The organism is Pseudomonas sp. GW823-FHT02E01, assembly GCF_058797535.1.
The window spans coordinates 382322-406294 of record NZ_JBXAJS010000001.1 but is presented as its reverse complement, the minus strand read 5'-3'; the positions used below and the strand labels follow the sequence as shown (position 1 = coordinate 406294).

The window sequence follows — 23973 nt, the reverse complement described above, 5'->3', positions numbered from 1 at the left end:
CCCAAGGACAACACGGGGTGTCAGGTTGCCAGCGTTATCGTTGACGACCATCGCGAGCAGGCTCGCTCCTACAAGGTTATTCACCATCTGCGCCATCGGCGCCTTTGAAAAAACGGGAACGGCAAGGAAGCTCCCGGGCGTCGTTCACCCGAAAGAACGCGGTTATCTCGTCATGATCTTCCAACAATAAGAGTCCATCATGAACACTAACGCCAAGTCCGCCCCGAGCGTGTCCAGCCTCGATGAAAAATCCGTCGTCGAGGGGCATTCGATCGACTTCATCCCCGAGAACGAGCGCACCGACAAACTGTCGAGCCAGGGCCCGTTCTGGTTTCTCGGCAATTTCACCTTCTTCACCATGACCATCGGCTTCGTTGGCCCAAGCGTCGGCCTGACCGCGCTCTGGACCACGCTCGCCGGCACGCTGGGCATCATGTTCGGCACGCTGTTCATGGCGTTTCACGGCTCGCAAGGCCCGCACCTTGGCCTGCCGCAGATGATCCAGTCCCGCGCGCAGTTCGGTTATCGCGGGGTGATCCTGGTGCTGCTGGCGACGCTGTTCGTGTTCGCCGGCTTCAACATCGTCAACCTGGTGCTGATGATGCAGGGGCTGCACACACTATTCGGGTTCAACCCCGCGGTGATCGCGGTGGCGGTGACCATACCGGCGGCGGTGCTGGCGATTCTCGGCCATGACTGGATGCACCGCAGCTTCAAATGGGCGTTGTTCCTGTCGCTGCCGCTGTATGGCCTTGTCACCGTGGCGGTGTTGATGGGTTGGGTGCCGGACGCGGTAATGCCGGCGCTGGCGGCGGGCGAAGTGGCCCGGGAGCCGCTGGGTTTCAACTGGACCGGTTTCATCGCGCAGTTTGCGGCGGCCGCCAGCTACAACATCGCCTATGCGCCTTATGTGTCGGACTACTCGCGCTACCTGCCGAAGAATACTTCCAGCGGCAAGCTGATCGCCGTGGTGTTCCTTGGGGCGTCGCTGTCCGGTGCGTGGATGATTTCCGTGGGTGGCTGGCTGGCCGATCACCTGCACTCCACTGACGTGCTGGTGGCCCTCGGGCAAGTCGGCAACACCGTGTCGCCGCTGGTGGGCACGGCGGTGGTGGTCGTCACCATCCTGGCGTTCCTGCCGGTGATCGCGATGAACATCTACAGCGCCAAGCTGACCACGCTGACCTGCGTCGACTCGATCAAGCACATCGAGCCAACCCGCAAGGCACGCATCCTGGCCATCGGCTTCGTGATCCTGCTGCAACTGGGCGTGGCCCTGAGCATCCAGAGTTCCGGCAAAGGCCTGTCGGTACTGGGGATCTACCTGGTGGTGATGCTGTACTTCCTGGTGCCCTGGACCTCGGTCAACCTCACCGACTACTTCTTCGTGCGCAAGGGCCGCTACGCCATCCCGCACTTCTTCATGCCCCACGGCAACATTTACGGCAGCTGGGGGCTGCGCGGTATCGCCGCCTATGCCATCGGTTTTATCTCGATGATCCCGTTCTTCTACATCTTCGACGGCGTTGAACAGCGCGAGGTGTATGTCGGTCCGCTCGCCAAGGCGCTGGGCAGCATCGACATCGCCTGGCTGGTCGGGCTGATCGTATCGGGCCTGGCGTACTACTGGCTGAGCCGCTCGCTCGACCTCAAGCGCGAAGAAGCGGTGATCCAGCAGATTGAGAAAAACTCCCCGCAATACACCACCGGCGACACGCTGACCCACAAACAGCAGCCTATGCCGGTATTCACTGAATCAACGGTCGGGAGATAGTCATGACCACGCAAAAAATGGCTACGCAAAAATACGACTACATCATCATTGGCGCAGGCTCGGCAGGTTGTGTGTTGGCCAACCGCCTGAGCGAAGACCCGGCCACCTCGGTGCTGGTCCTGGAATTCGGCGGCAGTGACAAGAGCGTAGTGATCCAGATGCCGAGCGCATTCTCGATCCCGATGAACACCAAGAAGTACAACTGGCGTTACGAAACCGAGCCGGAGACCCACCTCAACGGCCGGCGCATTCACTGCCCGCGGGGCAAGGTGCTGGGCGGCTCTTCGTCGATCAATGGTCTTGTGTACATCCGTGGCCATGCACTGGACTTTGACGAGTGGGAATCCCTGGGTGCCGAAGGCTGGGGCTATCGCAACTGCCTGCCGTACTTCAAGCGCGCCGAGAGCTACGAGTCGGGTGGTGATAGCTATCGCGGGCAAACCGGGCCGCTGCACACCACCAACGGCAACCATATGAAAAACCCGCTGTACGGTGCCTGGGTCGAAGCCGGCGCGGAAGCGGGCTACATCAAGACCGAAGACTGCAACGGCTACATGCAGGAAGGTTTCGGCGCCATGCACATGACTGTGAAGAATGGCGTGCGCTGCTCCACGGCCAACGCCTATCTGCGCCCGGCCATGGGCCGTCCGAACCTGACGGTGATCACCCATGCGATGACGCGCCAGGTCATCCTCGAAGGCAAGCGTGCGGTGGGGGTCATGTATGACCACGGCGGCCAGACCCACCAGGTGTATTGCAACCGCGAAGTGCTGATCTCGTCCGGGCCGATCGGTTCGCCGCACCTGCTGCAACGCTCGGGCATCGGCCCGGCGGACGTCCTGCGCAAGGCCGGGATCGGCGTGCGCCATGACCTGCCGGGGGTAGGGGAGAACCTGCAGGATCACGCCGAGGTGTACATCCAGTTCGGTTGCAAGGAGCCGGTGACCCTCAACAGCAAGATGGATCCGCTGAGCAAGCTGATGATCGGTCTGCGCTGGCTGCTGTTCAAGGACGGCCTGGGCGCCACCAACCATTTCGAGGCCGGTGGTTTCATTCGCTCCGAGAAGGGCCTGCGCTGGCCGGACATCCAGTTCCACTTTTTGCCGGCGGCGATGCGCTACGACGGCAACAAACCGATCAAGGGCCACGGCTTCATGGTGCTGACCGGGCCGAACAAACCGAAAAGCCGTGGTTATGTGCGCGTGCGCTCGGCCGATCCGTACGAGCATCCGGAAATCCGCTTCAACTATCTGGAGCGGGAAGAGGACCGTGAAGGTTTCCGCCGCTGCATTCGCCTGACCCGCGAGATCATCGGCCAGAAAGCCATGGACCGCTTCCGCGACGGCGAAATCGCCCCGGGGGCGCAAGTGACCAGCGATGAAGACCTCGACGCCTTCGTGCGTGACAACCTGGAAAGCACCTACCATCCGTGCGGTTCGTGCCGCATGGGCGAGGACGACATGGCGGTGGTCGATTCCGAGTTGCGCGTGCGTGGCATCGCCGGTCTGCGGGTGATCGATTCGTCGGTGTTCCCGACCGAGCCGAACGGCAACCTCAATGCGCCGACCATCATGCTCGCCGAACGGGCATCCGACCTGGTGCGTGGCGTGCAGATGTTGCCATCGGCGGATGTGCCGGTGGGGCTGGTCGAGGGCTGGGAAAGCAGCCAGCGTACTTCGCTGCCGGGGCGTAATGTGCGGGTCTGACCACAATCTGCAATCCAATGTGGAAATCCAATGTGGGAGCGAGCTTGCTCGCGATGGCGGAGTGTCAGGCAGCGTCAATGTCGACTGATCCACCGCCATCGCGAGCAAGCTCGCTCCCACAGTGGACGGCGGTGCTTTCAGAAAATTTTACGTCGCTGTTGCCTCGCCATTGCTAGTCTGTAATTCCTTGAGACCGCAATGGAGCACCCTCATGGCTATTCAGGCCCTGCGCGCCGACGCATCGCACATCGACCAGATCGCCCCTTTGTTTGACGCCTACCGGATGTTCTACCAGCAGCCGTCGAATCTTTCGCAATCGCGCGCCTTTATCGCCGAGCGCCTCGCCCGGGATGAATCGGTGATTTTTCTTGCCCGGGACAGCGATGGTGAAAACCTCGGCTTCGTCCAGCTGTTCCCGACCTTTTCCTCGATCGACGCCCATCGCACCTGGCTGCTCGGTGACCTGTTCACCACACCCGCCGCCCGGGGCAAAGGCGTCGGCACCGTGCTGATGAACACCGCCCGGGATTTTGCGAAGCTGGCCGGTGGCAAAGGCATGACCCTGGAAACCGCCACCGACAACTTCACCGCCCAGCGCCTGTATGAATCCCTGGGCTGGGTGCGCGACCCCGGTTATTACACCTATTGCCTGGATCTGCAAAAAGGCTGACTCAGCGCGCCTGCTCGCCAAACACCGGCCGCATGAATGAACGCTCGTAGCTGAGGATGAATTTCTTCTCCTCCGCGTACTTGAAGGCTGCGATGCACTCTGGATCGTTCATCGACTGCTGCCGGTAATGTTCGTACGCCGCCAGGCTGGGGAAGGTGAACAGCGCCAGGGCGATGTTGTTGGCACCCTCCGACGGCAAAAAGTAGCCGTGGTGCTGGCCGCCGAACTTTTCCACCAGGGGAATCCACAACTTGCCGTAGTGCTCGAACGCTTCGAGCTGGTAGGGATCGAGCACGTATTTCAGGTAGCAAGTGACCATTGTTTCTCTCCTTGATAAAGCGTCTGACTATCCGCTGATTGCAGCTGTCGCCACAGCAATGTATGCGCCATAGACCGGTAAATTTGCGCCAACTGAACACTATTGCTGTGGTCAGCTTCAAGGGTGATATCAATGAGGCATCATTTTCGCTAGGATGCGCACCGCCCGAGAATTGATCTCGGGCGTTCCCCCTCTGGAGTTGTTCAGTGAAATACCTCAGTAAAGTGGCTGCCGTTACCCTGTTCGGTCTGGTACTGGCCGGTTGCAACAGTGCCCCGATGAATACCCAGCATTACGACAGCAGTCAGTACACCGTGCTGGGCCACAGTGAAGCGAGCGCCACCGGCCTGTTGTTGTTTGGCATCATCCCGATCCGTCAGAACAGTCGTTTTGTGCGCGCACAGGACGAGGCAATCAAGGCCAAAGGCGGCGATGCCATGATCAACACACAGGTGCAGGAGCGCTGGTTCTGGGCGTGGGTCCTAACGGGTTACACCACCAAGATTTCCGGTGATGTGGTTAAGCTGAAGAACGTTCAATAAACGCAATACCTGTCGCGTTGACGTGAAAAGCCCGGTCGAGCCGGGCTTTTTTTCGCCCGCGGGAACCCCGCCGCCACACTATTGGTTCAATCAATAGTCACCATCAAGAATCGCAAGTTCTGTTTTGTGCGCAAAGGCGGAAAATTGCCTGCATTGAACACGCTGCTCAAGGAACCTGCGCGATGAAAATCTTGACCCGACTGGCTGTGATTGCCCTGTTACTGGGCAGTGTTGCGTCCACCGCATCGGCCTTTGCCGAAGATGCACGCGCCTGCCATCTGCCGCCGATCACCGGCGGTCACAGCGGGCTGCAATACGGTCAGACGGTCGGGGTGCTCTACAGCGACAACACTGTGGAAAACCTGCAATACCTTGAGCAATACCACTCGGTGGCCGTCAACGGTGCGAAGAACGCACTGGATACGCGGATTCGCCAGGCGTTCGTCAACAGTTCCGATCCGGACCTGGCCATCGACTGGCTGATGGGTTCGTTGCACCACACTTTTCTGTCGGTGACGGTCTACGACAATCTCGATGCCCTGGTGCAGGCCCATCCCGATGTGGTGGTGATGCTCGATACCCACAATCAGTTGCTGACTCAGCGTAACGACCGGGTCGAGGCGCGTTTCGCCGCGCGGTTCTACGACGCCAACCTGCAGTACATCGGCAAGGCCGAAGGCGCGGTGGAAAAACAACTGCCGTCGGTATGGGTGCATGACAAGACCGCGCCCGAGATCGCCGCGCAAATCGAACAGCAACGCGACCTGCAACTGACCGCGCTGAAACAGTTCGATGCGTCGTTGAAGGCGCTGGTAACCGCCGGATTGACCGCAACAACAAACTAACAAGCCCGACGTCCATTGAGCGGCGGGCAACCCGATCCACCGTGGATTTCTATTCAGGACCTGATTCATGCGCACTGTTTTTGCCCCGACCCTGGCCTTCGCTTCGCTGCTGCTGGCCGGTTGTGCCACGCCGAACGATCCGACCATGACCTTGCAGACCAGCAAGTCGCCGGAGGAGTACACCCATTGCGTGGTGCCGAAGTTGCAGCACGATGCGCTCAACCCAACGGTGTCGCAGACCCAGCGCAGCTACCGGATCGTCGTATCAAGCAAAGTGTCGGCGGACAACGTGCTTGAAACCTATAAAGCCTCGAACGGCGGCAAGGTATTCCTGTACGAGCGCAAGCTGCTGGCGTCGACCTTCGTGCCGTCGACGTTCGAGCGTGCGGCGCAGGAGTGTTTGTAAGGGCAATTTCAGGCAAAAAAAAGCTGCCGGGACTGGCAGCGGAAAGTTAAAGCACGCATTGGATGGACTGAGTATGGCGCTCGGTCCATGACGATTCGATGACAGCTTCATGGCCATCCATCAGGATGCCGAAAATCCTGCCACTGTTGTGGTGTGGGTCAGAACTCCAGGCCTGTCATCCGGGTGTCATCAAAGCAATGGCAAGATCCTCGCAATCCGTCTTGAGTGACCGGCGGCCGTCAGTCCGCCGGCAGATGAATGTGCAAGGAACCCCGTATGAAAGACGCCCCGCTGTTTGCCGCCATCGACCTGGGCTCTAATGCGTTTCGCCTGATGATTGGCCAGTCGGTGAGACGGAACCAGCAGATGGTCATCCAGGAAGTGAAAACCCTGCGTGAACCGGTGCGTCTGGCCGAGGGCCTGCAGGGCGGGGCGCTCGATGAATTGGCGCTGGACCGTGGCTGGCAGGCGCTGGCGCGATTCGGCAAGAAACTGCGCGGCTTCGAGGCCGGGCGCGTGCGGGCGGTGGCCACCAGCGCGGTACGCGAAGCGGACAATGCGCCGCTGTTCCTGGCCAGTGCCGAGCGGCACCTGGGCTTTCGCATCGACGTCATTTCCGGTCACGAAGAGGCGCAACTGGTCTACGCCGGCGTCGCCCACACCTTGCCGGCGCAAACCACGCGGCTGGTGGTGGATATCGGCGGTGGCTCCACGGAAATGATCATCGGCCGTGGCGACCGGTTGCTGGTCACCGAGAGCATTGCCATCGGCAGCGGCACCTTCGGTGCGCATTACTTCCACGGCGGGCGGATCGTGGCCGAAGCGCTGCTGGAGGCCGAACGCGCAGCCACCGTGCAATTCGAACGCATTGCCCGCCGCTATCGCGCCATGGGTTGGCAGCAGGCGATCGGTTCTTCAGGGACGGCGCGGATGTTGGCCAAGGTGCTCAAGGCCAATGGCCTCAATGATGAGGGCCAAGGCGGCATCACCTACGGTGGCCTGTTGCGCCTGTCGTTGCGCCTGCTGGAAGTCAAACATGTGAAACACCTCAAGTTGGCCGGTTTGCCCATCCACCGCCTGAGCATTCTGCCCGGTGGTCTGGTGGTGATGCTGGCGGCGTTCAAGGTGTTCGGGATCACGCATATGATTGCGTCGGAACCGGGTCTGCGGTTCGGCGTTCTGCATGGATTGATGAGCAAACACTAAAAACCTGCCAGCCGAGGTAAACCCATGACCGACCCCCGTCGCGTGCTGTTCGTCTGCGCTCGAAACGATGTCCGCTCACCCATGGCTGAAGCCCTGCTTCGCCACACCGATCCTGCCGATTTCCAGGCCTTCAGCGCCGGGCTTGAGGCCAGCGAGATCGACCCGCGCACATTCGAATCCCTCGATCACATCGGCGTCGATGCCAGCGGCTTGCGCAGCAAGTCCCTTGAAGATTTCGAAGGCCAGGAATTCGACTACGTCATCACCCTGTGCGACAAGTCTTGCGAAGAGGCCTCACGCATGCCGTTTACCGGTGAAGTGATGGTCTGGAGCTTCGAAGACCCGACCACCAGCGAAAGACACGACCCGTTCCGCCATACCCTCCAGGAAATCGGCGACCGCATCAAAATGTTCGTCACCGTGAAAACCCGCCCCGTGCCCCAGGCGCCGTCAGGCAGCGATTCCTGAAACCCTCGAACACCGTCTACCCTCATCGGTCACAACCATCATGATGAGCACAGGGATTGCGTCCATTTGACCACTTGGGATATCCCCGGCCCGCATGTTCCAATAGCCATCCGGCAACACCCGACTGGAAACGGAACATGAAGAAACTCGCAGCACTGACCCTCGCCTCGGCGCTCACCGCGGGCCTGTTCAGCACACCCACCCTTGCTGCGGGCGATGTCCAGGCCGGGGAGAAAGTGTACAAGCGCCTGTGCAGCGGCTGCCATCAGATCGGTGAATCGGCTCGCGCCTTCTTTGGCCCGCAACTCAATGGCGTGATCGGTCGCCATTCCGCCGTCACCACGGACTACGTGTATTCCGACGCGATGAAATCCGCCAACCTGGTCTGGGACCGCGAAACCCTGATCGCCTACCTCGAAGCGCCGAAGAAAGTCGTGCCCGGCACCCGCATGATTTTCTGGGGCCTCAGCGACCCGGAAAAAATCGAAGACCTGCTGGCCTACCTGCAAACTTTCCCGGCGCAATGATCACGCCGTGGTCTGCTGCTCGGCCGCCAGGTTGTCGACCAGCCACTGGGTAAAGGCCCGCGCCATCGGGATGTTCTCGCTGTCACGGTGGGTCAGCAGCGCCCAGTTCGGGCCGCGGATGGTTTGCTCCACCATCGGCTGCAACAGCCCGGTGGCCCGTGCCTGCCGACTCAGCAACTGGCTCACCAGCGCAATGCCCAGTCCGGTACAGGCTGCGTCCAGCAGCAAACCCGGATCGGAAAAATTCAGCCCCTGATCCATCTGCCCCACATCTATGCCCGATTCCACCGCCCAGTGGCTCCAGTCCATTTCCCGCTCGCCATGCAAGGTGGTGCGCTGTTCCACGGGCACGGCCAACAGGCTCGGGTGACACGCCGGGTAGAGGCGGTCGGCGTGCAGCACCTTGAAACTGCATTCGGCCTGGGAACTGATGTCGTCGCGCACCGCCAGGTCGATGGTCTGGCTGGCCATGTCCGGCACTTCATCGGTGCTGAAAATCCACAGATCGACCTGCGGATGCTGTCGGCGGAAATCCCCCAACCGTGGCAACAACCAGTGCCGGGCAAACGCCGGTGTGGTGTTGAGCACCAGTTGATTGGGCTTCTGGTATTGCCCCAGGCGGCGAATGCCCACCGCCAGTTGCTGCAACAACGCCTGGGTGGTGCTGAGCAAGTCGTGACCGGCATCGGTCAGGCTGACGCTGCGCCCGCTGCGATGGAACAACGGTTGCTCCAGGTACGCCTCAAGGCTGCGGATCTGCTGGCTGATCGCCGATTGGGTGAGGTGCAACTCGTCGGCAGCCTTGTGAAAACTGCCCAGCCGGGCGGCGGCTTCGAAGCCGCGCAGGGTGCTCAGGGGCGGCCAGTGTTTGAGCATATCGATAAGCTCCTCTAATCAGTTGTCTGCAAAATCCATCGTTTGTTTGCCTGTTTTTCCAGCCGTAGCATGCATGCCAAGACCGCCAAGGCCGTTTTCATTGAACACAATGACTTAACTCAGAGGTGCTTGTCATGCAGCAGAACGTAATTCAAAACAGCGGTTGGACGATGCCGGCCGAGTGGGTCACTCACGCCGCCACCTGGATGGTCTGGCCGCACAACAAGACCCTGTGGGAGTCAGGCTGGCGGGTGACACTGCCACAGGTTCAAGAAGATTTCGCCCGGGTGGCCAACGCCATCGCCCGCTTCGAACCGGTGAAACTGGTGGTCGATCCTTCAGCTATCGCCAGTGCCAAAGCCTTGTGCGGACCGAACATCGAGTTGATCGAACTGGCGGTCAACGACAGCTGGTGCCGCGACTCCGGCCCGAGCTTCGTCTGCCACCCGCAGCAAGGCCTGGCCGGTGTGAGCTGGCGCTTCAATGCGTGGGGCGGCAAGTCGGCTCACGATCTGGACGAAAGCCTGGCCCGCCGTGCGCTCAATCATTTGGGACTGGAGTGCTTCGGCACGGCGTTGAGCAACGAGGGTGGCGCGATTCATGTGGACGGCGAGGGCACGCTGATCACCACCGAATCGGTGTTGCTCAACCCCAATCGCAACCCGGGCGTGAGCAAGGCCGAGATCGAAGAGATCTTCACCCGCCTGCTGGGCGTGAAGAAAACCATCTGGCTGCCGGGCGATCCGGACTATGTGACCGGCGACATGACCGACGGCCACGTCGATGGCGTGTGCGCCTTTGCCCGTCCCGGCGTGTTGCTGGTGGACGCCACCCACGACAAGCAGTCGGTGTACGCCGAAGTGGCCCGGGAGAACCGCCGCGCCCTTGAACTGGCCACCGACGCCCAGGGCCGCCAGTTCGAACTGATCGAACTGTTCGAAGCCACCGATGCGGTGGACACCGAGGCCGAAGTGTTCTGCGCCTCCTACACCAATTTCTATATCGCCAACGGCGCGATCATCATGCCGGCCTACGGCATCGATGCCGACAAGGTCGCTGCCGAAGTGCTGGCGCAGGCGTTCCCCGGTCGTGAAGTGGTGCCGGTGCGGATCAACCATCTGGCCCATGGCGGTGGCGGTGTGCATTGCATCACCCAGCAACAGCCGGCCTGGCCGGTGCGGGGTTGATGCCATGACACTGCTGACCATCGCCACCACCCAGATGCCCTGCACCTGGGACCTGAAACACAACCTCGACCAGGCCGAGCAACTGGTCCGCGAAGCTGCGGCCAAGGGCGCGCAGGTCATCCTGTTGCAGGAGCTGTTCGCCACGCCGTATTTCTGCATCGAGCAACACCACAAACACCTGGCACTGGCCGAGGAGTATCGCGAAAGCCACGTGCTCCAGCGCTTCGCCGCATTGGCGAAAGAGTTGGGCGTGGTGCTGCCGCTGAGCTGGTATGAGAAGGCCGGCAACGCCTACTTCAACTCACTGAGCGTGGCCGACGCCGACGGGCGCCTGTTGGGTGTGTACCGCAAGACCCACATCCCCAACGCCATCGGCTATCAGGAGAAAGAATACTTCAGCCCCGGCGACAGCGGTTTCCGGGTCTGGGACACCGCGTTCGGGCGCATCGGCCTGGGCATCTGCTGGGATCAGTGGTTCCCCGAAACCGCTCGCTGCCTGGCGTTGATGGGGGCCGAAGTGCTGCTGTTCCCGACGGCCATCGGCTCCGAACCGGGTTGTGCCACTCTCGATTCCCGGGATCACTGGCAGATGACCATGCGCGGCCACGCCGCCGCCAACCTGCTGCCGGTGGTGGCGGCCAACCGGGTCGGCCGGGAAGCGGCGACCACCGACCCGACTCTGCAAATGAGCTTCTATGGCTCGTCGTTCATCTGCAACCACAAGGGCAAGTTGCTCGCCGAAGCCGACCGCGACAGCACCGGCGTGCTGGTCCACAGCCTGGACCTGGCGGCTATGCGCGAGGACCGCCTGACCTGGGGTATCTACCGCGATCGCCGTCCGGAAATGTACGGCGCCTTGTTGACCCAGGACGGTCGTCAGATCCACTCACGCTGGGCAACCCAAGGGGTGTGACATGAACACGATCAACAAGCTGTGGCTGGCCATGGGGCTGGCGCTGAGCTGTGCGGTGCCTGCGTTGCACGCCGAAGAGAAAACCCTGCGGCTGTACAACTGGGCCGACTATTTCGCCGAGGACACCTTGAGCAAGTTCACCGCCGAAACCGGCATCAAAGTGATCTACGACGTGATGGACGGCAGTGAAACCCTGGAAGCGAAAATGCTCGCTGGCGGCAGTGGCTACGACCTGATCTTCCCCGGTGACACCGTGGCCGAACGCCTGATGCGCGCCGGCAGTTTGCAGCCCTTGGATCAGTCAAAACTTACTGCTCTGAACGACGTCGAGCCAGGGTTGCAGAAATTGCGCTCGCACTACGAGCAGTCGCGCCAGGCCACGGTCCCGTACACCTGGGGCACCATCGGCCTGACCTACAACGCCGGACAGATCGCCCAGCGTGCGCCGGATGCGCCGGTCGACAGCCTGGACATGCTGTTCAAACCGGAACTGGCGGCGAAATTCGCCGACTGCGGCATCTCGATGATCGACTCGCCGGACGAAGTGCTGGCCGTGGTGCTCAATTACCTGGGCCGCGACCCGCGGAGCGCCAAACCGGCGGACCTGGCGGCGGCCAGTGACTTGCTGATGAAACTGCGGCCGTACATTCGCAAGTTCCAGTCGCAACCGGTGACCGACCTGGTCAACGGCAACCTGTGCATGTCCCTCGGCTACAGCGGCGACATGACCCAGGCGCAACGCACGTCTGATAGTGCCGGCAAGAAAACCGCCTTCCACTACCGCATCCCCCGCGAAGGCACCACGGTGTGGATGGACACCATGGCCATTCCCGTCGACGCCCGGCATCCGGAGTACGCCTACGCGTTCATCAACTTCGTGATGCGCCCGCAGAACATGGCAGCCATCAGCAACTTCACCGGCTACCCGACCTCCAACGCCAAGGCACGCCCGGATGTCGATGCCGCGATGCGCAACAACCCGGACATCTATCTCGATGATGCCACCTACGCGCGGCTGATTCCCGGCAAGGACATTCCCCAGGCCGACATGCGGGCACGCATGCGCACCTGGACCAAATTCAAGACCGCTACAGTCAAATGATCACTGGCCGGCCCGAGGGCCGGCCAAACCTCGATTTCAGGAAACCACATGCCGACACGTCGAACATTCATCAAGCAGGTATCGGTCGCAGCCGCAATGGGCACGGTGGCGTCCATGGGATTGGGCCTTGGGTCCATGCCCGCGCGAGCGGCCGGCAAAGGCAATTGGTACATGCCCGATGAAGGGGACAAACACCAGCGGGCCTTCATCGCCTTCGGGGCACAGGCCGCGATCTGGGAGGACTTCACGCCCCACGTGCAAGACGCCCTTGGCCGGATCGCCCGCAGCATTGCCCAATACGAGCCGGTCACCGTGTTCTGTCGCCAGAGCGAACGGCGCCTGGCCGAAGCCAAATGCGGCAGCCACAACACGACCTTCGTGATCACCGAACTGGATGACATCTGGATGCGCGACATCGGCGCCAATTTTGTCGTCGACGGAAGCGGCGGCCTTGCTGCCGTGGACTTCAACTTCAACGGCTGGGGCAACAAACAGCAGCATGCGGACGATGCGCAACTGGCCGCCCTGGTCGCCGAAAACGCCAAGGCGGATTACCAGCGAAGCGAACTGGTGGGCGAGGGCGGTGGCATCGAAGTGGATGGCCACGGCACAGGGATCATGACCGAAAGCAGCTGGATCAACCGCAATCGCAATCCGGACTGGAGCAAGGCTGAGGTCGAAGAGGAACTGAAAGAACGGCTGGGCTTGCGCAAAATCATCTGGCTGCCGGGCATCAAGGGCAAGGACATCACCGACGCCCATGTCGATTTTTATGCGCGCTTCGTCAAGCCCGGCGTGGTGATCGCTAACCTCGACAATGACCCCGAGTCCTACGACTACAAGGTCACTCGCGCCCATCTGCAGATCCTGGAAAACGCCACGGATGCCGATGGCCGCAAGTTGCAGGTGCATACCGTGTCGCCGCCGCTCAACCCGCGCAACAGCCGGTTCAGCAACGACAACCCGGACTTCGCCGCGGGCTACATCAACTACTTCGTGATCAATGGCGCGATCATCGCTCCGCAATTCGGCGACGAAGAAGCCGATGCCAAGGCCTTCGACCTGCTGTCCGAACTCTACCCGCAGCGCAAGGTGGTGCAACTCGACATCGACGCGATCTCCGCAGGCGGTGGCGGCATTCACTGCGTGACCAGTCACCAGCCGATGGTGTGATGACTTCCGGTTTTACACAAAACCTGTACCTGTAGGAGCGAGCTTGCTCGCGATGGACTCAAGAGCGCCGCGTTGAGCCAGCAAGCACGCGTTTTTGTTAACGCCCATCGCGAGCAAGCTCGCTCCTACAGGGGGGATCAGGATGTCAGGCTTTTGTGGCCTTCAGGTAAGCCCCCAACCGCCGCCCCATTTCCTCACCCAGCGCCTGCAAGCCACTGAGCGGCCGCACCATCACTTCAAACTCGACAATCTTGCCCTGTTCGTTGAAGCGGATCATGTCGATACCCTTCAGTTCTTTCTCGCCGACCCTGGCGCTGAATTCGAGAATCACGTTCAAGCCATCCGCCGTCGCCAGCTCACGGTGATAGGCAAAATCCTCGAACACGTCCATGACCGTATTGAGGATCATCGACACCACCGGCGCTCCCGGATACGGCGTGTGCGCCATCGGCGAACGGAACACCGCCTGCGGATCGAGCATTTCGGGCAAACCGCTCAAGTCGCGGTTGTCGAGCATCGCGTGCCACTGCTTCAGGGACGCTGCGACATTGGGGTTCAGTTTCAGCTCAGACATCTTCAACTCCTGTTTTTATTGTTGTGGTGCGAAAGCGTTGGTCGATCACCCTGGCGGCATCGTCGGCCCATTGCCGATAAAGCATCGGCCCCGGATGAAAACCATCGCTGGCCATCAAGCCCGGTTCGGGCGCCAGCGGGGTGGTCAGCATCGTACATTGATCCAGGCGTGCGGCCAGATCCGCAAGATGTGCATTGAACCGCCGCGCCCTGAAACCCAGAAACCAGCGCAGCGGCTGGGGCAGCGCGGGGAACAAATGCATCGGCGGAAGCGGCGACACCACGATCTGCCTCACCGCGTATTTATCGCACAGCAGCGCCATCAAGCGCCGTTGCCGAGCGAGCCACTGATCCAGGGTGAGAGAGCTGGTGACATCGTTGACGCCAATCGACAACAGCGCCACATCGAACGGCTCGGGGGCGTGCTGTTCGAGCAGCTCCAGCAACCCTTGTGAATCCAGCCCCGAGTGCGCCCAGAGTTTCCACGACAACTGGTAATCATCGGCCAGGCGCGCGACCAGCCGACCACTGAGGGCTTCACCTTGAGTCGCCGCACCCACCCCCGCTGCGGCGCTGTCGCCGACAATCAACAAGCGCAGCACGTCACCGCTGCCGGCCTGGCCCTGGCGGTCACCTTCGGCCTCCGGCAACCTGGGCGTCACCCGCCGCGTATACAGGCCCTGCGCCAGCAACAACGGGCCGAGCAGGATTTTGGCGAGGGTTTCAATGTGGCTCATTTGACGTTATCGCCCTGCAATACACAGCTCCCCGGTCGCACGAATCATCGCCTGGCCATGCAAATAATCCTTGATCAGCGCGGAACGTTCGGTGGCCAGCCATTGAGGGCAGTTCGGGTCGTTGCGGTAGGGCAGGAACGCGGCGTACTGCGTGAGCAGCAGGTTCTGCAGGTTGTCGAGCTTGGGCCGGATGTCGTTGCCCAGGTCTGGCCGTGGCGTGTCCGGTGCCTTGTGCGCCGCTTGCCATTGTGCGAGCCGGCCGTATTGCACCAGTTTGCTGGCTTCAATCTGGGCGGCGATCAGGACGGCGACATCGTCGGGGTCAAGCTGGCGTTCGGCCGCCTGCTTCCTGGCGTTGGCGATGACTTGCGCTTCCCGGGTGTTGTCCTGGACCGGTTTGCCGCTGTCCCACTTGGTCAGCGCCACCAGTTCGCTGATGTTCAACCGCTCATTCATCGTCGCCAGCAAGGGCTGCAAGGCATCTGGCGCCGGGGGGGGCGTGCCGGCTTGGGCGCTGCCAGCGAGCAAGCCGAGCAGGGCGCAGGCCAGCCAGTGCGGCAGGTGCAGGGAACGGGGCATGGGCAGAACCTCCTTGGACGCGAAAATCACTCCGGCTTGTGTATCACAAGTGCGGCCAGGGAACGACAGGTTGCGGAAGATTCAGGCCAGTAGCCGTTCAATCTGCGCCAGCTCCCAGGTGCTGAGCAAACTCACCGGGTCGGTGCCGAAGCGCTGCCCGTTGTCGAACACATATTCTCGGCCATCGGGGCTTTGGCCGTGCAGGCAGTGGCGCAGGTGACCGGCGTCGACGTCGAGCGTCAGGCGCCAGCCGTCGATGTCGACCTGTACATGGTCAGGCTCGCAGGCGTCGTCGACTCGCTTGAAGGTGCAGATGCCTTGAGCGGCATCGCGCAACGGCTGGTAAACCTCGCGGGCGGTGAGGGCGGGCACAGGTGTCTCCGGGGCTGAATCGGGGAGGCACAGGATAGATCATCAGCCTGCAAAAAAGCCCGGAAACGCCAAATAACCTTGTGGGAGCGAGCTTGCTCGCAATTAGGCCGGCACATCCAACATCGATGGCGCCTGACACACCGCCATCGCGAGCAAGCTCGCTCCCACAGGGGAATGCAGCCACCCGCAAAGCCCGGAAATGCCAAACAACCTTGTGGGAGCGAGCTTGCTCGCGATTAGGCCGGCACATCCAACATCGATGGCGCCTGACACGCCGCCATCGCGAGCAAGCTCGCTCCCACAGGTTAATCAGCACGCGCCTATTTCCTGTCCAACGCCGCCTCCGCCGCGGCAATTTCAGCCTGGCGCTTGACGATCATGTCGCCCACCGGCGGCCCCTGGAAGCGCCGGGCTTCAAAACCGAACCAGACGATGGCCGTCAGGATCAGGAAACCGATGGTGATGTACAGCGCCCAATCGTTCGGTGGCTGGATGCCGATGACGAAAATGATGATCATCGCCAGGATCGAGAGGATGGCGAACACCGAGTACCAGAAACGCCCCATGTTCCACGGCCCCATGGTCGGCCACTTCGACGTACCAAAGGTAAACAGGCCGAGCGCGATGGGAATGGCGAAGGAGAAGAACAGGAAGATCACCGTGCAGGACACCACGATGGTATAGACCGGCGTTGTCCCGATCGAGATCACCGACGATCCCCAGACGAACAACACCGCTAGGGTGGCACCGGTCCAGATCGCTGCCACCGGGCTGCGATGGGTCGATGAGACCGAGGACAGCGCTTTTGAGCAGGGCAGGCCTCCGTCCCGGGAGAACGCGAAGATCATCCGTGAAACCGAGGTGACGGTGGCCAGCCCGCAGAGCACCTGCGAAATGAAGATCGCCACGAAAAGCACCAGTTTCAAGGTCGGGTCGACCTGGGTGTTCATGGCCCAGAAAAACACGTTCCAGCCTTGCTTGGCCGCCTCGTCCATGTTCGGCAGCATCAGCACGAACGCGCTGAGCATCAGCCAGCCGAACAGCAACGACCAGACCACCGACATGACCATGCCGCGCGGCACCGACATGGCCGCGTTGCGGGTTTCCTCGGAGGTATGCGCAGAGGCGTCATAGCCGGTGATGGTGTAGATCGGCAACAGCAGGCCGAGCATGAACACCCAGCCGTTGGAGACCTGCGGCCAGACGCTGCCACCCGCTTCGCCGGAATAGTTGCCGAAGGTCCACAGCCGTGCGAATTCATAGCTGGGTGCCGATATCAGGCAGACGATGGTCAGGGCCAGCGCCGTGGCGAAGATCAGGTAACCTGAGAAGTCAGTGAGTTTGGCGGTCAGGCCGATACCCAAGTGGTTGCACAAGGCCTGCAGGCCGGTGAGGATCGCCAGGAAAATCACCCTGACCGTGGTCGTGTCTTCCATGCCCAGTGCCGGCCCGAAGGCACCGAAAAAGAAGTAATAGGTACCGACGTTGATCGCGCCCAGCACCGTGACCAGCCCCAGCAGGTTGAACCACGCGGTCAGCCATCCGGTGAAGCGGTTACCCAGGATCGAGCCCCAGTGGTACAGGCCGCCAGCGGTGGGGTAGGCCGAGGAAATCTGCGCCATGGCCATGGCGAATACCCCGGAGATCAGGCAACCGATTGGCCAGCCGATCCCGATGGATGCCCCGCCCGCGCCCGAGGTGCCCTGGGCCAGGGAGTTGATGCCACCCGAGAGGATGCAGATGATCGAAAAGGAAATGGCGAAGTTGGAGAAAACCCCCATTCGTCGTGAGAGTTGCTGGGCATAGCCCATGCTGTGCAGCACCTTGACGTCATCGTCGTGCGTTTCGGTGCCCGGCTGGCTTGCTGGGTTCATGATGTGTGCCCCTTTTCAGGTTTTGGACAGGCCGAACTAAGCCGCCGTAGGCTCGACCTTGGTTTTCTGTAGGAGCGAGCTTGCTCGCGATGAACGTCAACGATGACGCGGGGAGCCTGACACCCCGCGTCATCCTCAAGTCCATTGCGAGCAGGCTCGCTCCTACAGACGGCCGTGAAGTGCCGCGTCGAAAATCTTTGCCACGCCGTCCCGGGTCAATGGCAGCGGGTTGCCGCCAGCGGAAGGGTCGACAATCGCCATGTCGGCGATCAGGTCGGCCTGCCGGTCATCCACGCCCAGTTCAACCAGGGTATGGGGCACGCCGATGTTCTTGCGCAGCTTGAGGACGAAGGCCAGGAAACTGTCGAACCCCGGGGAGGGCAGGCGCAGGTACGCCGCCAGGCGGGTGATGCGCTCCTCGATGGCCGAGCGATTGAAGTGCAGGACATAGGGCATGAAGGTGGCATTGGTCATGCCGTGATGGGTGTCATACAACGCACCCACCGGATGGGAGAGCGCATGCATCCCGCCCAGGCCTTTCTGGAATGCCGTGGCGCCCATGGCCGCCGCCGCGAGCATTTGTGCGCGGGCCTCAAGGTCCGACGGCGTGTGTACCGCCTTCACCAGTGAGTTGGCCACCAGGCGCATGCCCTCCACGGCAATGCCATCGGCCAGGGGGTGAAAGCCGGGGGCGCAGTACGCTTCCAGGCAATGGGACAGCGCGTCCATGCCGGTGCCTGCGGTGATTTTGGCGGGCATGCCGACGGTGAGGGCCGGATCGCTGATCACCACGCGGGGCATCATTTTCGGGTGGAAGATGATGCGTTTGGTGTGGGTGCGCTCGTCGATGATCACCGCCGCACGGCCGACTTCGGAACCGGTTCCCGCCGTGGTCGGCACGGCAATGACCGGGGCGATGCGGCTGTCGTCGGCGCGGGTCCAGTAGTCGCCGATGTCTTCGAAGTCCCAGACCGGACGGGTCTGGCCGCTCATGAAGGCAATGAGCTTGCCCATGTCCAGGCCACTGCCGCCGCCGAACGCGATCACGCCATCGTGCTGGCCGGCACGCCAGGCATCGAGCCCGCCAGCCAGGTTGGCTTCCACCGGATTGGGCTTGAGGTCACAAAACAGCGCCACGCCAAGACCGGCGGCGCGCAATGCGTCCAGTGCCGCCGTGGTGATCGGTGCGCGCGCCAGGCCGCTGTCGGTCACAAGTAAAGGTCGCTGGATACCCTGGCTGCGACAGACCTCGGCCAGTTCGGCGATGCGCCCGACACCGAAACGAACGCTCGTGGGGTAGTTCCAGTTTCCTGTCAGGTTCATGGTCTACACCTCGTGACGCAGATGAAAGGATTTGGCCCGGGTCAGGTGCTCGTAGCCCAGTGGCGACAGGGTGACGCCGCGACCGCTGTTCTTCACGCCGGTCCAGGCCAGTGCCGGGTCCAGGTAATCGCAGCGGTTCATGAACACCGTGCCGGTGGCGATCTCGTTGCCCAGGCGTTCGGCCGCTGCGAGATCCCGGGTCCAGATGGAAGCGCTGAGCCCGAACTCACTGTCATTCATCAAGGCGATGGCTTCTTCATCGCTGGCCACCGGCATGATGCCGACCACCGGGCCAAAGCTTTCGTCGCGCATGACCGACATTTGATGGTTCACGTCCACCAGCACTTGCGGTGCCAGGTAGGCGCTGCCCGGCACGTCGGCGGGAAAGGACTTCGGATCGATCAGCGCTTTGGCGCCCTGGGCCAGCGCATCGGCAATCTGGCCACGAACGAAGAATGCGGCGCCCGGTGTCACCAGCGGACCGAGGGTGGTGGCTTCATCCAGTGGGTTGCCCAGCACGTACTGGCGGGTCAGTTCGGCGAAGCGCTCGACAAACACCGGGTAGATTTTCCGGTCGACGTAGATGCGTTCCACGGCGCAGCAACTCTGCCCGGAATTGAAGAAACTGCCGTCCACCAGATTTTCCACCGCCTGTTCAAGGTTGGCGTCTGCCCGGACATAGGCCGGGTCTTTTCCGCCGAGCTCCAGGCCCATACCGAGAAATTGTCCGCTGGCGACGCTTTCCATGACTTTTCCAGCCTCCACGGAACCGGTGAAGTTCACTTGTTGCACGCGCCCGCAAGCAATGATCGCCCCGGTCGACACATGGTCGAGCAGCAGATTCTGGAACAATCCCTCGGGCAGTTTTGCGCGACGCATGGCCTCGGCGAAGCGCTCGCCCACCAGCAGTGTTTGCGAAGCATGCTTGAGGATCACGCTGTTGCCGGCCATCAGCGCCGGGATAATCGTGTTCACCGCCGTCAGATAGGGGTAATTCCACGGAGCGACCACCAGCACCGTGCCCAGCGGTTCGCGTTTGATATAGCGACGAAATCCCGCGACAGGCTCGGGCTCTACCCGGTCAAGGACCTGCGGTGCGATAGCGATCATGTGCCGGGCGCGTTCGGCGAAACCGCGCAGTTCGCCGGCGCCAAAACGCACCGGGCGGCCCATTTGCCAGGCCAGCTCCGGCACGATGTCGGCCTGCATCGACAGCATTGCGTCCACCGCGGCAGTGCAAAACGCCGCGCGTTCGCTCAGTGAGCGGCGTTGCCATGCCGCCTGTGCGCTGGCAGCGGCCGTCAGCGCCTGCTCGACCTGCGCCGCATCGGCCACCTCGCGCTCGGCGTACACCCGGCCATCGACCGGGGAGATCAATTGAACCTTCGCAGTCATGATGTTCTCAATAGCGCTCGAAACCGCGCTGCAATTCCCAGTCGGTGATTCGCCGGTCGTACTCTTTCTGCTCCCACTCGGCGGTGTGCACGTAATGGTCGACCACCTCATCGCCGAACGCCTTGCGCAACATGCCGGAGGCCTTGAGTGCGGCGCTCGCCTCGCGCAATGTCTTGGACACTTCCGGCAAATGCTCATCCAGGTAGGCGTCGCCTTCGAACGGCGGCGCCAGTTCGAGCTTCTCGTCGATACCGGCCAGGCCCGCCGCGATCAGCGCGGCGAAGGCCAGATAGGGGTTGAGATCGGCACCGCCGATGCGGCATTCGATGCGGATGGCCTTGCTGCCTTCGGCACACAGGCGAAAGCCGGCGGTGCGATTGTCGCGGCTCCAGACCGCCCGCGTCGGCGCAAAAGTGCCAGCCTGGAAGCGCTTGTAGGAGTTGATGTAGGGCGCGAGAAAACAGGTGATGTCGTTGGCGTACTTGAGCTGGCCGGCGACCCAGGAACGCATCAGTTTCGACATGCCGAATTCGGCTTTCGCGTCGAAGAACAGCGGCTTCTTGGCGTTCTTGTCCCACAACGAATTATGGATGTGACTGCTGGAGCCGGCAGCGTCGTAGCGCCACTTGGCCATGAAGGTGATCGCCTTGCCCTGCAATTGCGCGATCTCTTTGCAGGCGTGCTTGATGATGACGTGGTGGTCGGCCATGGTCAGGGCATCGGCGTAGCGAATGTTGATCTCTTCCTGCCCCGGGCCCCATTCACCCTTGGAGTTTTCCACGGGAATGCCCGAGGCCTGCAAGTGCTTGCGAATCGCCCGCAGCACCGGCTCTTCGCGGGTGGTCTGGAGGATGTTGTAGTCCTCGATGTAATGGCCGGCGGTTTTCGGTTTGTGATAGTTGCGCTTGTGGATCGCCTCGTAACTCTCATCGAACAGATAGAACTCGAGCTCCGAGGCAAACATGCCGGTGTAGCCACGCTCGCGCAGGCGCTCGACCTGTTTTTTCAGAATCGCCCTTGGGCTGTGGGGCAGGTCCTGGCGATGGTGATGATCGAGCACGTCGCACAGCACCAGCGCCGTGCACTCAAGCCAGGGCACGCGCCGCAGGGTGGACATGTCGGGCTTGAGCACGAAATCGCCGTAACCCTTGCTCCAACTGGCCGCGGCGTAACCCGGCACCGGCTCCATGTCGATGTCATCGGCCAGCAGGTAGTTGCAGCAGTGGGTTTCTTCGTGGCCGCTGTCGATGAAAAACTCGACCTGGAATCGCTTGCCGACCAGGCGTCCCTGCATGTCGACCATGCAGACCAGTACGGTATCGATTTCGCCGGCAGCCGCGGCGCGCTTGAGTGCATCAAAGCTGAGGAGGGGCTCTGTCATCACGGCAATCCTGCGTGAAAGGTTTGGGACAGTCTGGGATAGCTGTTGCAGACGCTCTCCAGAAAAACCCAAACCTGCAGAACCGAGCATCATGAGCAACGAGTTGCTCAAAGCTTAGCCTACGTTATAGGAGCGAGCTTGCTCGCGATGAACTTGAAGACACCGCGTTTAATCAGAAAACCCGCGTCATCGTTGGCGACCATCGCGAGCAAGCTCGCTCCTACAGGTTAGTCGCCTTCACTCTGGCAATCCCGCCAGCCGCAGTCCGTCGACGAAACGGGCGAAATCTTCAGGCCGTTGAATGGGCAGCCAGTCCTTGAGGGTGCACAGACGCAAAGAAGGATCCAGCTTTTGCAGACGCTGCATCGCCAGATTCGCTTTTTCCATTCGACCGCCGAGCGCATCACTGGCCGCCACCAGCGCCGCCGCGACCAGCAGACTGGGCAGGTTACCCAGGGCCTTTTCCGCCCACTGCGCAGCGGCATCGAAGTGCCCGGCGAAGAAATACGCGAGCGCCATCCCCACCTGCATCCTGAACATTTCCGGATCCAGCGGACTCAAGCGAACGGCATGGTTCAAATGCTCGATGGCGGCGTCTGTTTCACCGTGCAGTGCCCGCAGGATGCCGCCCAGAAACCAGGCGGGGGCGAGGTTGGGATTGAGCAGGCGCGCCCTGTCGAGCAGCGCAATGCCGCCGTCGACTTCGCCGGCGAGATGAGCAAGCGCATGTCCGCCCCGGGTCAACGCGACGGCATCGTCGCGGCCGAGGGTCACCGCCAGACGCGCCAGGCGTATGCCCTCGGCGATTTCTGCGGGTCGATCGCTCATCCAGCCATTGAGCTTGCGCCAGAAGTGGCACCAGGCGGCCATGCCATAGGCCGAAGCGAATTCCGCATCGAGTTCGATGGCCTGGTAGAACATCGGCAGCGCCTGCTCGATGGCTTCGCGGCTGCCGCTGTGCAGTTTTGCCATGGCCCGCAGGTAGTAGTCGTAGGCGTCCAGGCTTTCCGTCGGCTTGCGCTTGGCGCGTTCGATTTCTGCCCGCTCCAGTTGCGGCGCGATGGCACCGACGACGCTTTCGGTGATTTGGTCCTGCAGCTCGAAGAGGTCGTCGAGCAGGCCTTCGAAGCGCTCCGCCCAGATATGCGTCCCGCTTGTCGCGTCGATCAGTTGCCCGGTAATGCGCAGCCGGTTCCCGCACTTGCGCACGCTGCCTTCGAGCACATAGCGCACGCCCAGTTCCTGGCCGACGCCCTGGGCGTCCACGACCTGGCCCTTGTAGGTGAAGCTCGAATTGCGCGCAATGACGAACAGCCAGCGGATACGCGACAGGGCCGCGATGATGTCCTCCACGACGCCATCGGCGAAATACTCCTGCTCCGGATCGCCGCTCAGGTTCTGGAAGGGCAGGACGGTAATCGAGGGTTTGTCCGGCAGGACGAGCGTAGGGGAGGGGATTTGTTTCGGGGCAGCGCTTGCGCGTTCGTCGATGTCAGGCTGTGGTGGTGTTTGCCCGCTCAAGTCGTCGTTGATCCGACCAACGAAGCGGTAGCCCTTGCGGGGGACGGTGCGCACCAGGCGCTGCTCCTCACCGGTATCACCAACGGCCTTGCGCACCGCATTGATGTGGCTGGTGATCGTCGATTCCGAAACGATCCGGTCGCCCCACACCGCCTTGAGCAACTCGTCCTTGCTGACGACGCGGTCGGGATTGTTGACGAACAGCAGCAACAGATCGAAAACCTGCGGTCCGACGGCCACGATTTGCCCGCGCAGGGTCAGCTCCCGGCGCTCCTGATCGAGTACGTAGTCTTCAAACGTGAATGGCAAATTGAGCATCCCCTGGCGAAGCGCCCTCAACTCCGTGTCCCAGGCGGCTGTCGGTTGGTAACTGAGGCAGATGATACGGCAGCTCGACACCCGCTGCACCGTCTGCGGCAAGGGCGGCTGGACGAACGTCAATGGCTTTGGACATAAAACCAAGCACTCGCCAAGGCAAACCCAAGCCCGGCGCAAGGACTTGCC

24 protein-coding genes are annotated in these 23973 nt (G+C 61.8%); 13 read left to right on the top strand and 11 right to left on the bottom strand.

Going from position 1 to position 23973, the window contains the following annotated elements:
* Positions 1 to 199 precede the first annotated feature (199 nt).
* From AC1RDQ_RS01870 to AC1RDQ_RS01860, 3 genes are all read left to right on the top strand, one after another.
* A complete protein-coding gene (locus AC1RDQ_RS01870) occupies positions 200 to 1774 on the top strand; it encodes a purine-cytosine permease family protein (RefSeq protein ID WP_492586083.1) in 1575 nt (524 codons plus the stop codon).
* 17 nt (positions 1775 to 1791) lie between these two features.
* On the top strand, positions 1792 to 3480 hold the full coding sequence (betA, locus tag AC1RDQ_RS01865; RefSeq protein ID WP_090457955.1) for a choline dehydrogenase: 1689 nt from the start codon (positions 1792 to 1794) through the stop codon (positions 3478 to 3480).
* Positions 3481 to 3691: 211 nt separating this feature from the next.
* Complete coding sequence (locus AC1RDQ_RS01860) at positions 3692 to 4150, top strand: GNAT family N-acetyltransferase (protein WP_218496250.1); 459 nt, start codon at positions 3692 to 3694, stop codon at positions 4148 to 4150.
* Between the two features lies 1 nt (position 4151).
* On the opposite strand, the gene AC1RDQ_RS01855 is transcribed toward AC1RDQ_RS01860, so the two are convergent.
* Positions 4152 to 4469: an NIPSNAP family protein gene (locus AC1RDQ_RS01855; RefSeq protein ID WP_057714210.1), complete on the bottom strand. Its 318-nt coding sequence runs from the start codon at positions 4467 to 4469 to the stop codon at positions 4152 to 4154.
* 206 nt (positions 4470 to 4675) lie between these two features.
* Here AC1RDQ_RS01855 and AC1RDQ_RS01850 point away from each other — a divergent pair, with 206 nt between their 5' ends.
* The 6 genes from AC1RDQ_RS01850 (at position 4676) to AC1RDQ_RS01825 (ending at position 8463) form a co-directional block, all read left to right on the top strand.
* Positions 4676 to 5011, top strand: coding sequence for a hypothetical protein (locus AC1RDQ_RS01850; RefSeq protein WP_090456550.1), 336 nt, complete (start codon positions 4676 to 4678; stop codon positions 5009 to 5011).
* Between the two features lie 182 nt (positions 5012 to 5193).
* Positions 5194 to 5856 carry an ATPase gene (locus tag AC1RDQ_RS01845; protein WP_492586081.1) on the top strand — a complete coding sequence of 221 codons (663 nt, stop codon included), beginning with the start codon at positions 5194 to 5196 and terminating at the stop codon, positions 5854 to 5856.
* Positions 5857 to 5923: 67 nt separating this feature from the next.
* The gene (locus AC1RDQ_RS01840) at positions 5924 to 6262 is read left to right on the top strand and encodes a hypothetical protein (protein WP_057714212.1); all 339 of its coding nucleotides are present in this window, start codon (positions 5924 to 5926) and stop codon (positions 6260 to 6262) included.
* Between the two features lie 276 nt (positions 6263 to 6538).
* Positions 6539 to 7468, top strand: a complete 930-nt coding sequence (locus AC1RDQ_RS01835) for a Ppx/GppA phosphatase family protein (protein ID WP_492586079.1) — start codon at positions 6539 to 6541, stop codon at positions 7466 to 7468.
* Between the two features lie 24 nt (positions 7469 to 7492).
* Positions 7493 to 7936 (top strand): arsenate reductase ArsC, encoded by a 444-nt coding sequence (locus AC1RDQ_RS01830; RefSeq protein WP_057714214.1) that lies wholly within the window; start codon positions 7493 to 7495, stop codon positions 7934 to 7936.
* Positions 7937 to 8073: 137 nt separating this feature from the next.
* Positions 8074 to 8463: a c-type cytochrome gene (locus AC1RDQ_RS01825; RefSeq protein WP_057714215.1), complete on the top strand. Its 390-nt coding sequence runs from the start codon at positions 8074 to 8076 to the stop codon at positions 8461 to 8463.
* Here the strand turns inward: AC1RDQ_RS01825 and AC1RDQ_RS01820 are convergent, their stop codons facing one another.
* Positions 8464 to 9339, bottom strand: a complete 876-nt coding sequence (locus AC1RDQ_RS01820) for a LysR substrate-binding domain-containing protein (protein WP_057714216.1) — start codon at positions 9337 to 9339, stop codon at positions 8464 to 8466.
* Positions 9340 to 9473: 134 nt separating this feature from the next.
* Between AC1RDQ_RS01820 and AC1RDQ_RS01815 the strand changes: the two genes are divergently transcribed.
* Genes AC1RDQ_RS01815 through AC1RDQ_RS01800 form a run of 4 tightly spaced genes read left to right on the top strand, consistent with a single transcriptional unit; the run spans position 9474 to position 13714 of the window.
* Complete coding sequence (locus AC1RDQ_RS01815; protein ID WP_057714217.1) at positions 9474 to 10526, top strand: agmatine deiminase family protein; 1053 nt, start codon at positions 9474 to 9476, stop codon at positions 10524 to 10526.
* A 4-nt stretch (positions 10527 to 10530) separates the two neighbouring features.
* Positions 10531 to 11439, top strand: coding sequence for an N-carbamoylputrescine amidase (gene aguB / locus AC1RDQ_RS01810; RefSeq protein ID WP_057714218.1), 909 nt, complete (start codon positions 10531 to 10533; stop codon positions 11437 to 11439).
* A 1-nt stretch (position 11440) separates the two neighbouring features.
* Positions 11441 to 12541 (top strand): extracellular solute-binding protein, encoded by a 1101-nt coding sequence (locus AC1RDQ_RS01805; protein WP_492586077.1) that lies wholly within the window; start codon positions 11441 to 11443, stop codon positions 12539 to 12541.
* Between the two features lie 48 nt (positions 12542 to 12589).
* Positions 12590 to 13714: an agmatine deiminase family protein gene (locus AC1RDQ_RS01800; RefSeq protein ID WP_492586075.1), complete on the top strand. Its 1125-nt coding sequence runs from the start codon at positions 12590 to 12592 to the stop codon at positions 13712 to 13714.
* A 145-nt stretch (positions 13715 to 13859) separates the two neighbouring features.
* On the opposite strand, the gene AC1RDQ_RS01795 is transcribed toward AC1RDQ_RS01800, so the two are convergent.
* The 9 genes from AC1RDQ_RS01795 to AC1RDQ_RS01755 all read right to left on the bottom strand — a co-directional run bounded on the left by AC1RDQ_RS01795 (position 13860) and on the right by AC1RDQ_RS01755 (position 23778).
* Positions 13860 to 14288, bottom strand: a complete 429-nt coding sequence (locus AC1RDQ_RS01795) for a nuclear transport factor 2 family protein (RefSeq protein ID WP_090456533.1) — start codon at positions 14286 to 14288, stop codon at positions 13860 to 13862.
* The gene (locus tag AC1RDQ_RS01790) at positions 14281 to 15024 is read right to left on the bottom strand and encodes an SGNH/GDSL hydrolase family protein (protein ID WP_492586073.1); all 744 of its coding nucleotides are present in this window, start codon (positions 15022 to 15024) and stop codon (positions 14281 to 14283) included. Before AC1RDQ_RS01790 ends, AC1RDQ_RS01795 begins: the two co-directional genes overlap by 8 nt.
* A 6-nt stretch (positions 15025 to 15030) precedes the next feature.
* The gene (locus AC1RDQ_RS01785) at positions 15031 to 15603 is read right to left on the bottom strand and encodes a chorismate mutase (RefSeq protein WP_492586072.1); all 573 of its coding nucleotides are present in this window, start codon (positions 15601 to 15603) and stop codon (positions 15031 to 15033) included.
* Positions 15604 to 15684: 81 nt separating this feature from the next.
* Positions 15685 to 15975 carry a DUF7693 family protein gene (locus AC1RDQ_RS01780; RefSeq protein ID WP_057714224.1) on the bottom strand — a complete coding sequence of 97 codons (291 nt, stop codon included), beginning with the start codon at positions 15973 to 15975 and terminating at the stop codon, positions 15685 to 15687.
* Between the two features lie 320 nt (positions 15976 to 16295).
* A complete protein-coding gene (locus AC1RDQ_RS01775; RefSeq protein ID WP_223503343.1) occupies positions 16296 to 17849 on the bottom strand; it encodes an amino acid permease in 1554 nt (517 codons plus the stop codon).
* A 162-nt stretch (positions 17850 to 18011) separates the two neighbouring features.
* Complete coding sequence (locus AC1RDQ_RS01770) at positions 18012 to 19172, bottom strand: iron-containing alcohol dehydrogenase (protein WP_492586070.1); 1161 nt, start codon at positions 19170 to 19172, stop codon at positions 18012 to 18014.
* 3 nt (positions 19173 to 19175) lie between these two features.
* On the bottom strand, positions 19176 to 20567 hold the full coding sequence (locus AC1RDQ_RS01765) for an aldehyde dehydrogenase family protein (protein WP_492586068.1): 1392 nt from the start codon (positions 20565 to 20567) through the stop codon (positions 19176 to 19178).
* A gap of 7 nt (positions 20568 to 20574) precedes the next feature.
* Complete coding sequence (locus tag AC1RDQ_RS01760; RefSeq protein ID WP_154862433.1) at positions 20575 to 21948, bottom strand: glutamine synthetase family protein; 1374 nt, start codon at positions 21946 to 21948, stop codon at positions 20575 to 20577.
* Positions 21949 to 22185: 237 nt separating this feature from the next.
* Complete coding sequence (locus tag AC1RDQ_RS01755) at positions 22186 to 23778, bottom strand: winged helix-turn-helix domain-containing tetratricopeptide repeat protein (protein ID WP_492586066.1); 1593 nt, start codon at positions 23776 to 23778, stop codon at positions 22186 to 22188.
* Positions 23779 to 23973: the final 195 nt, after the last annotated feature.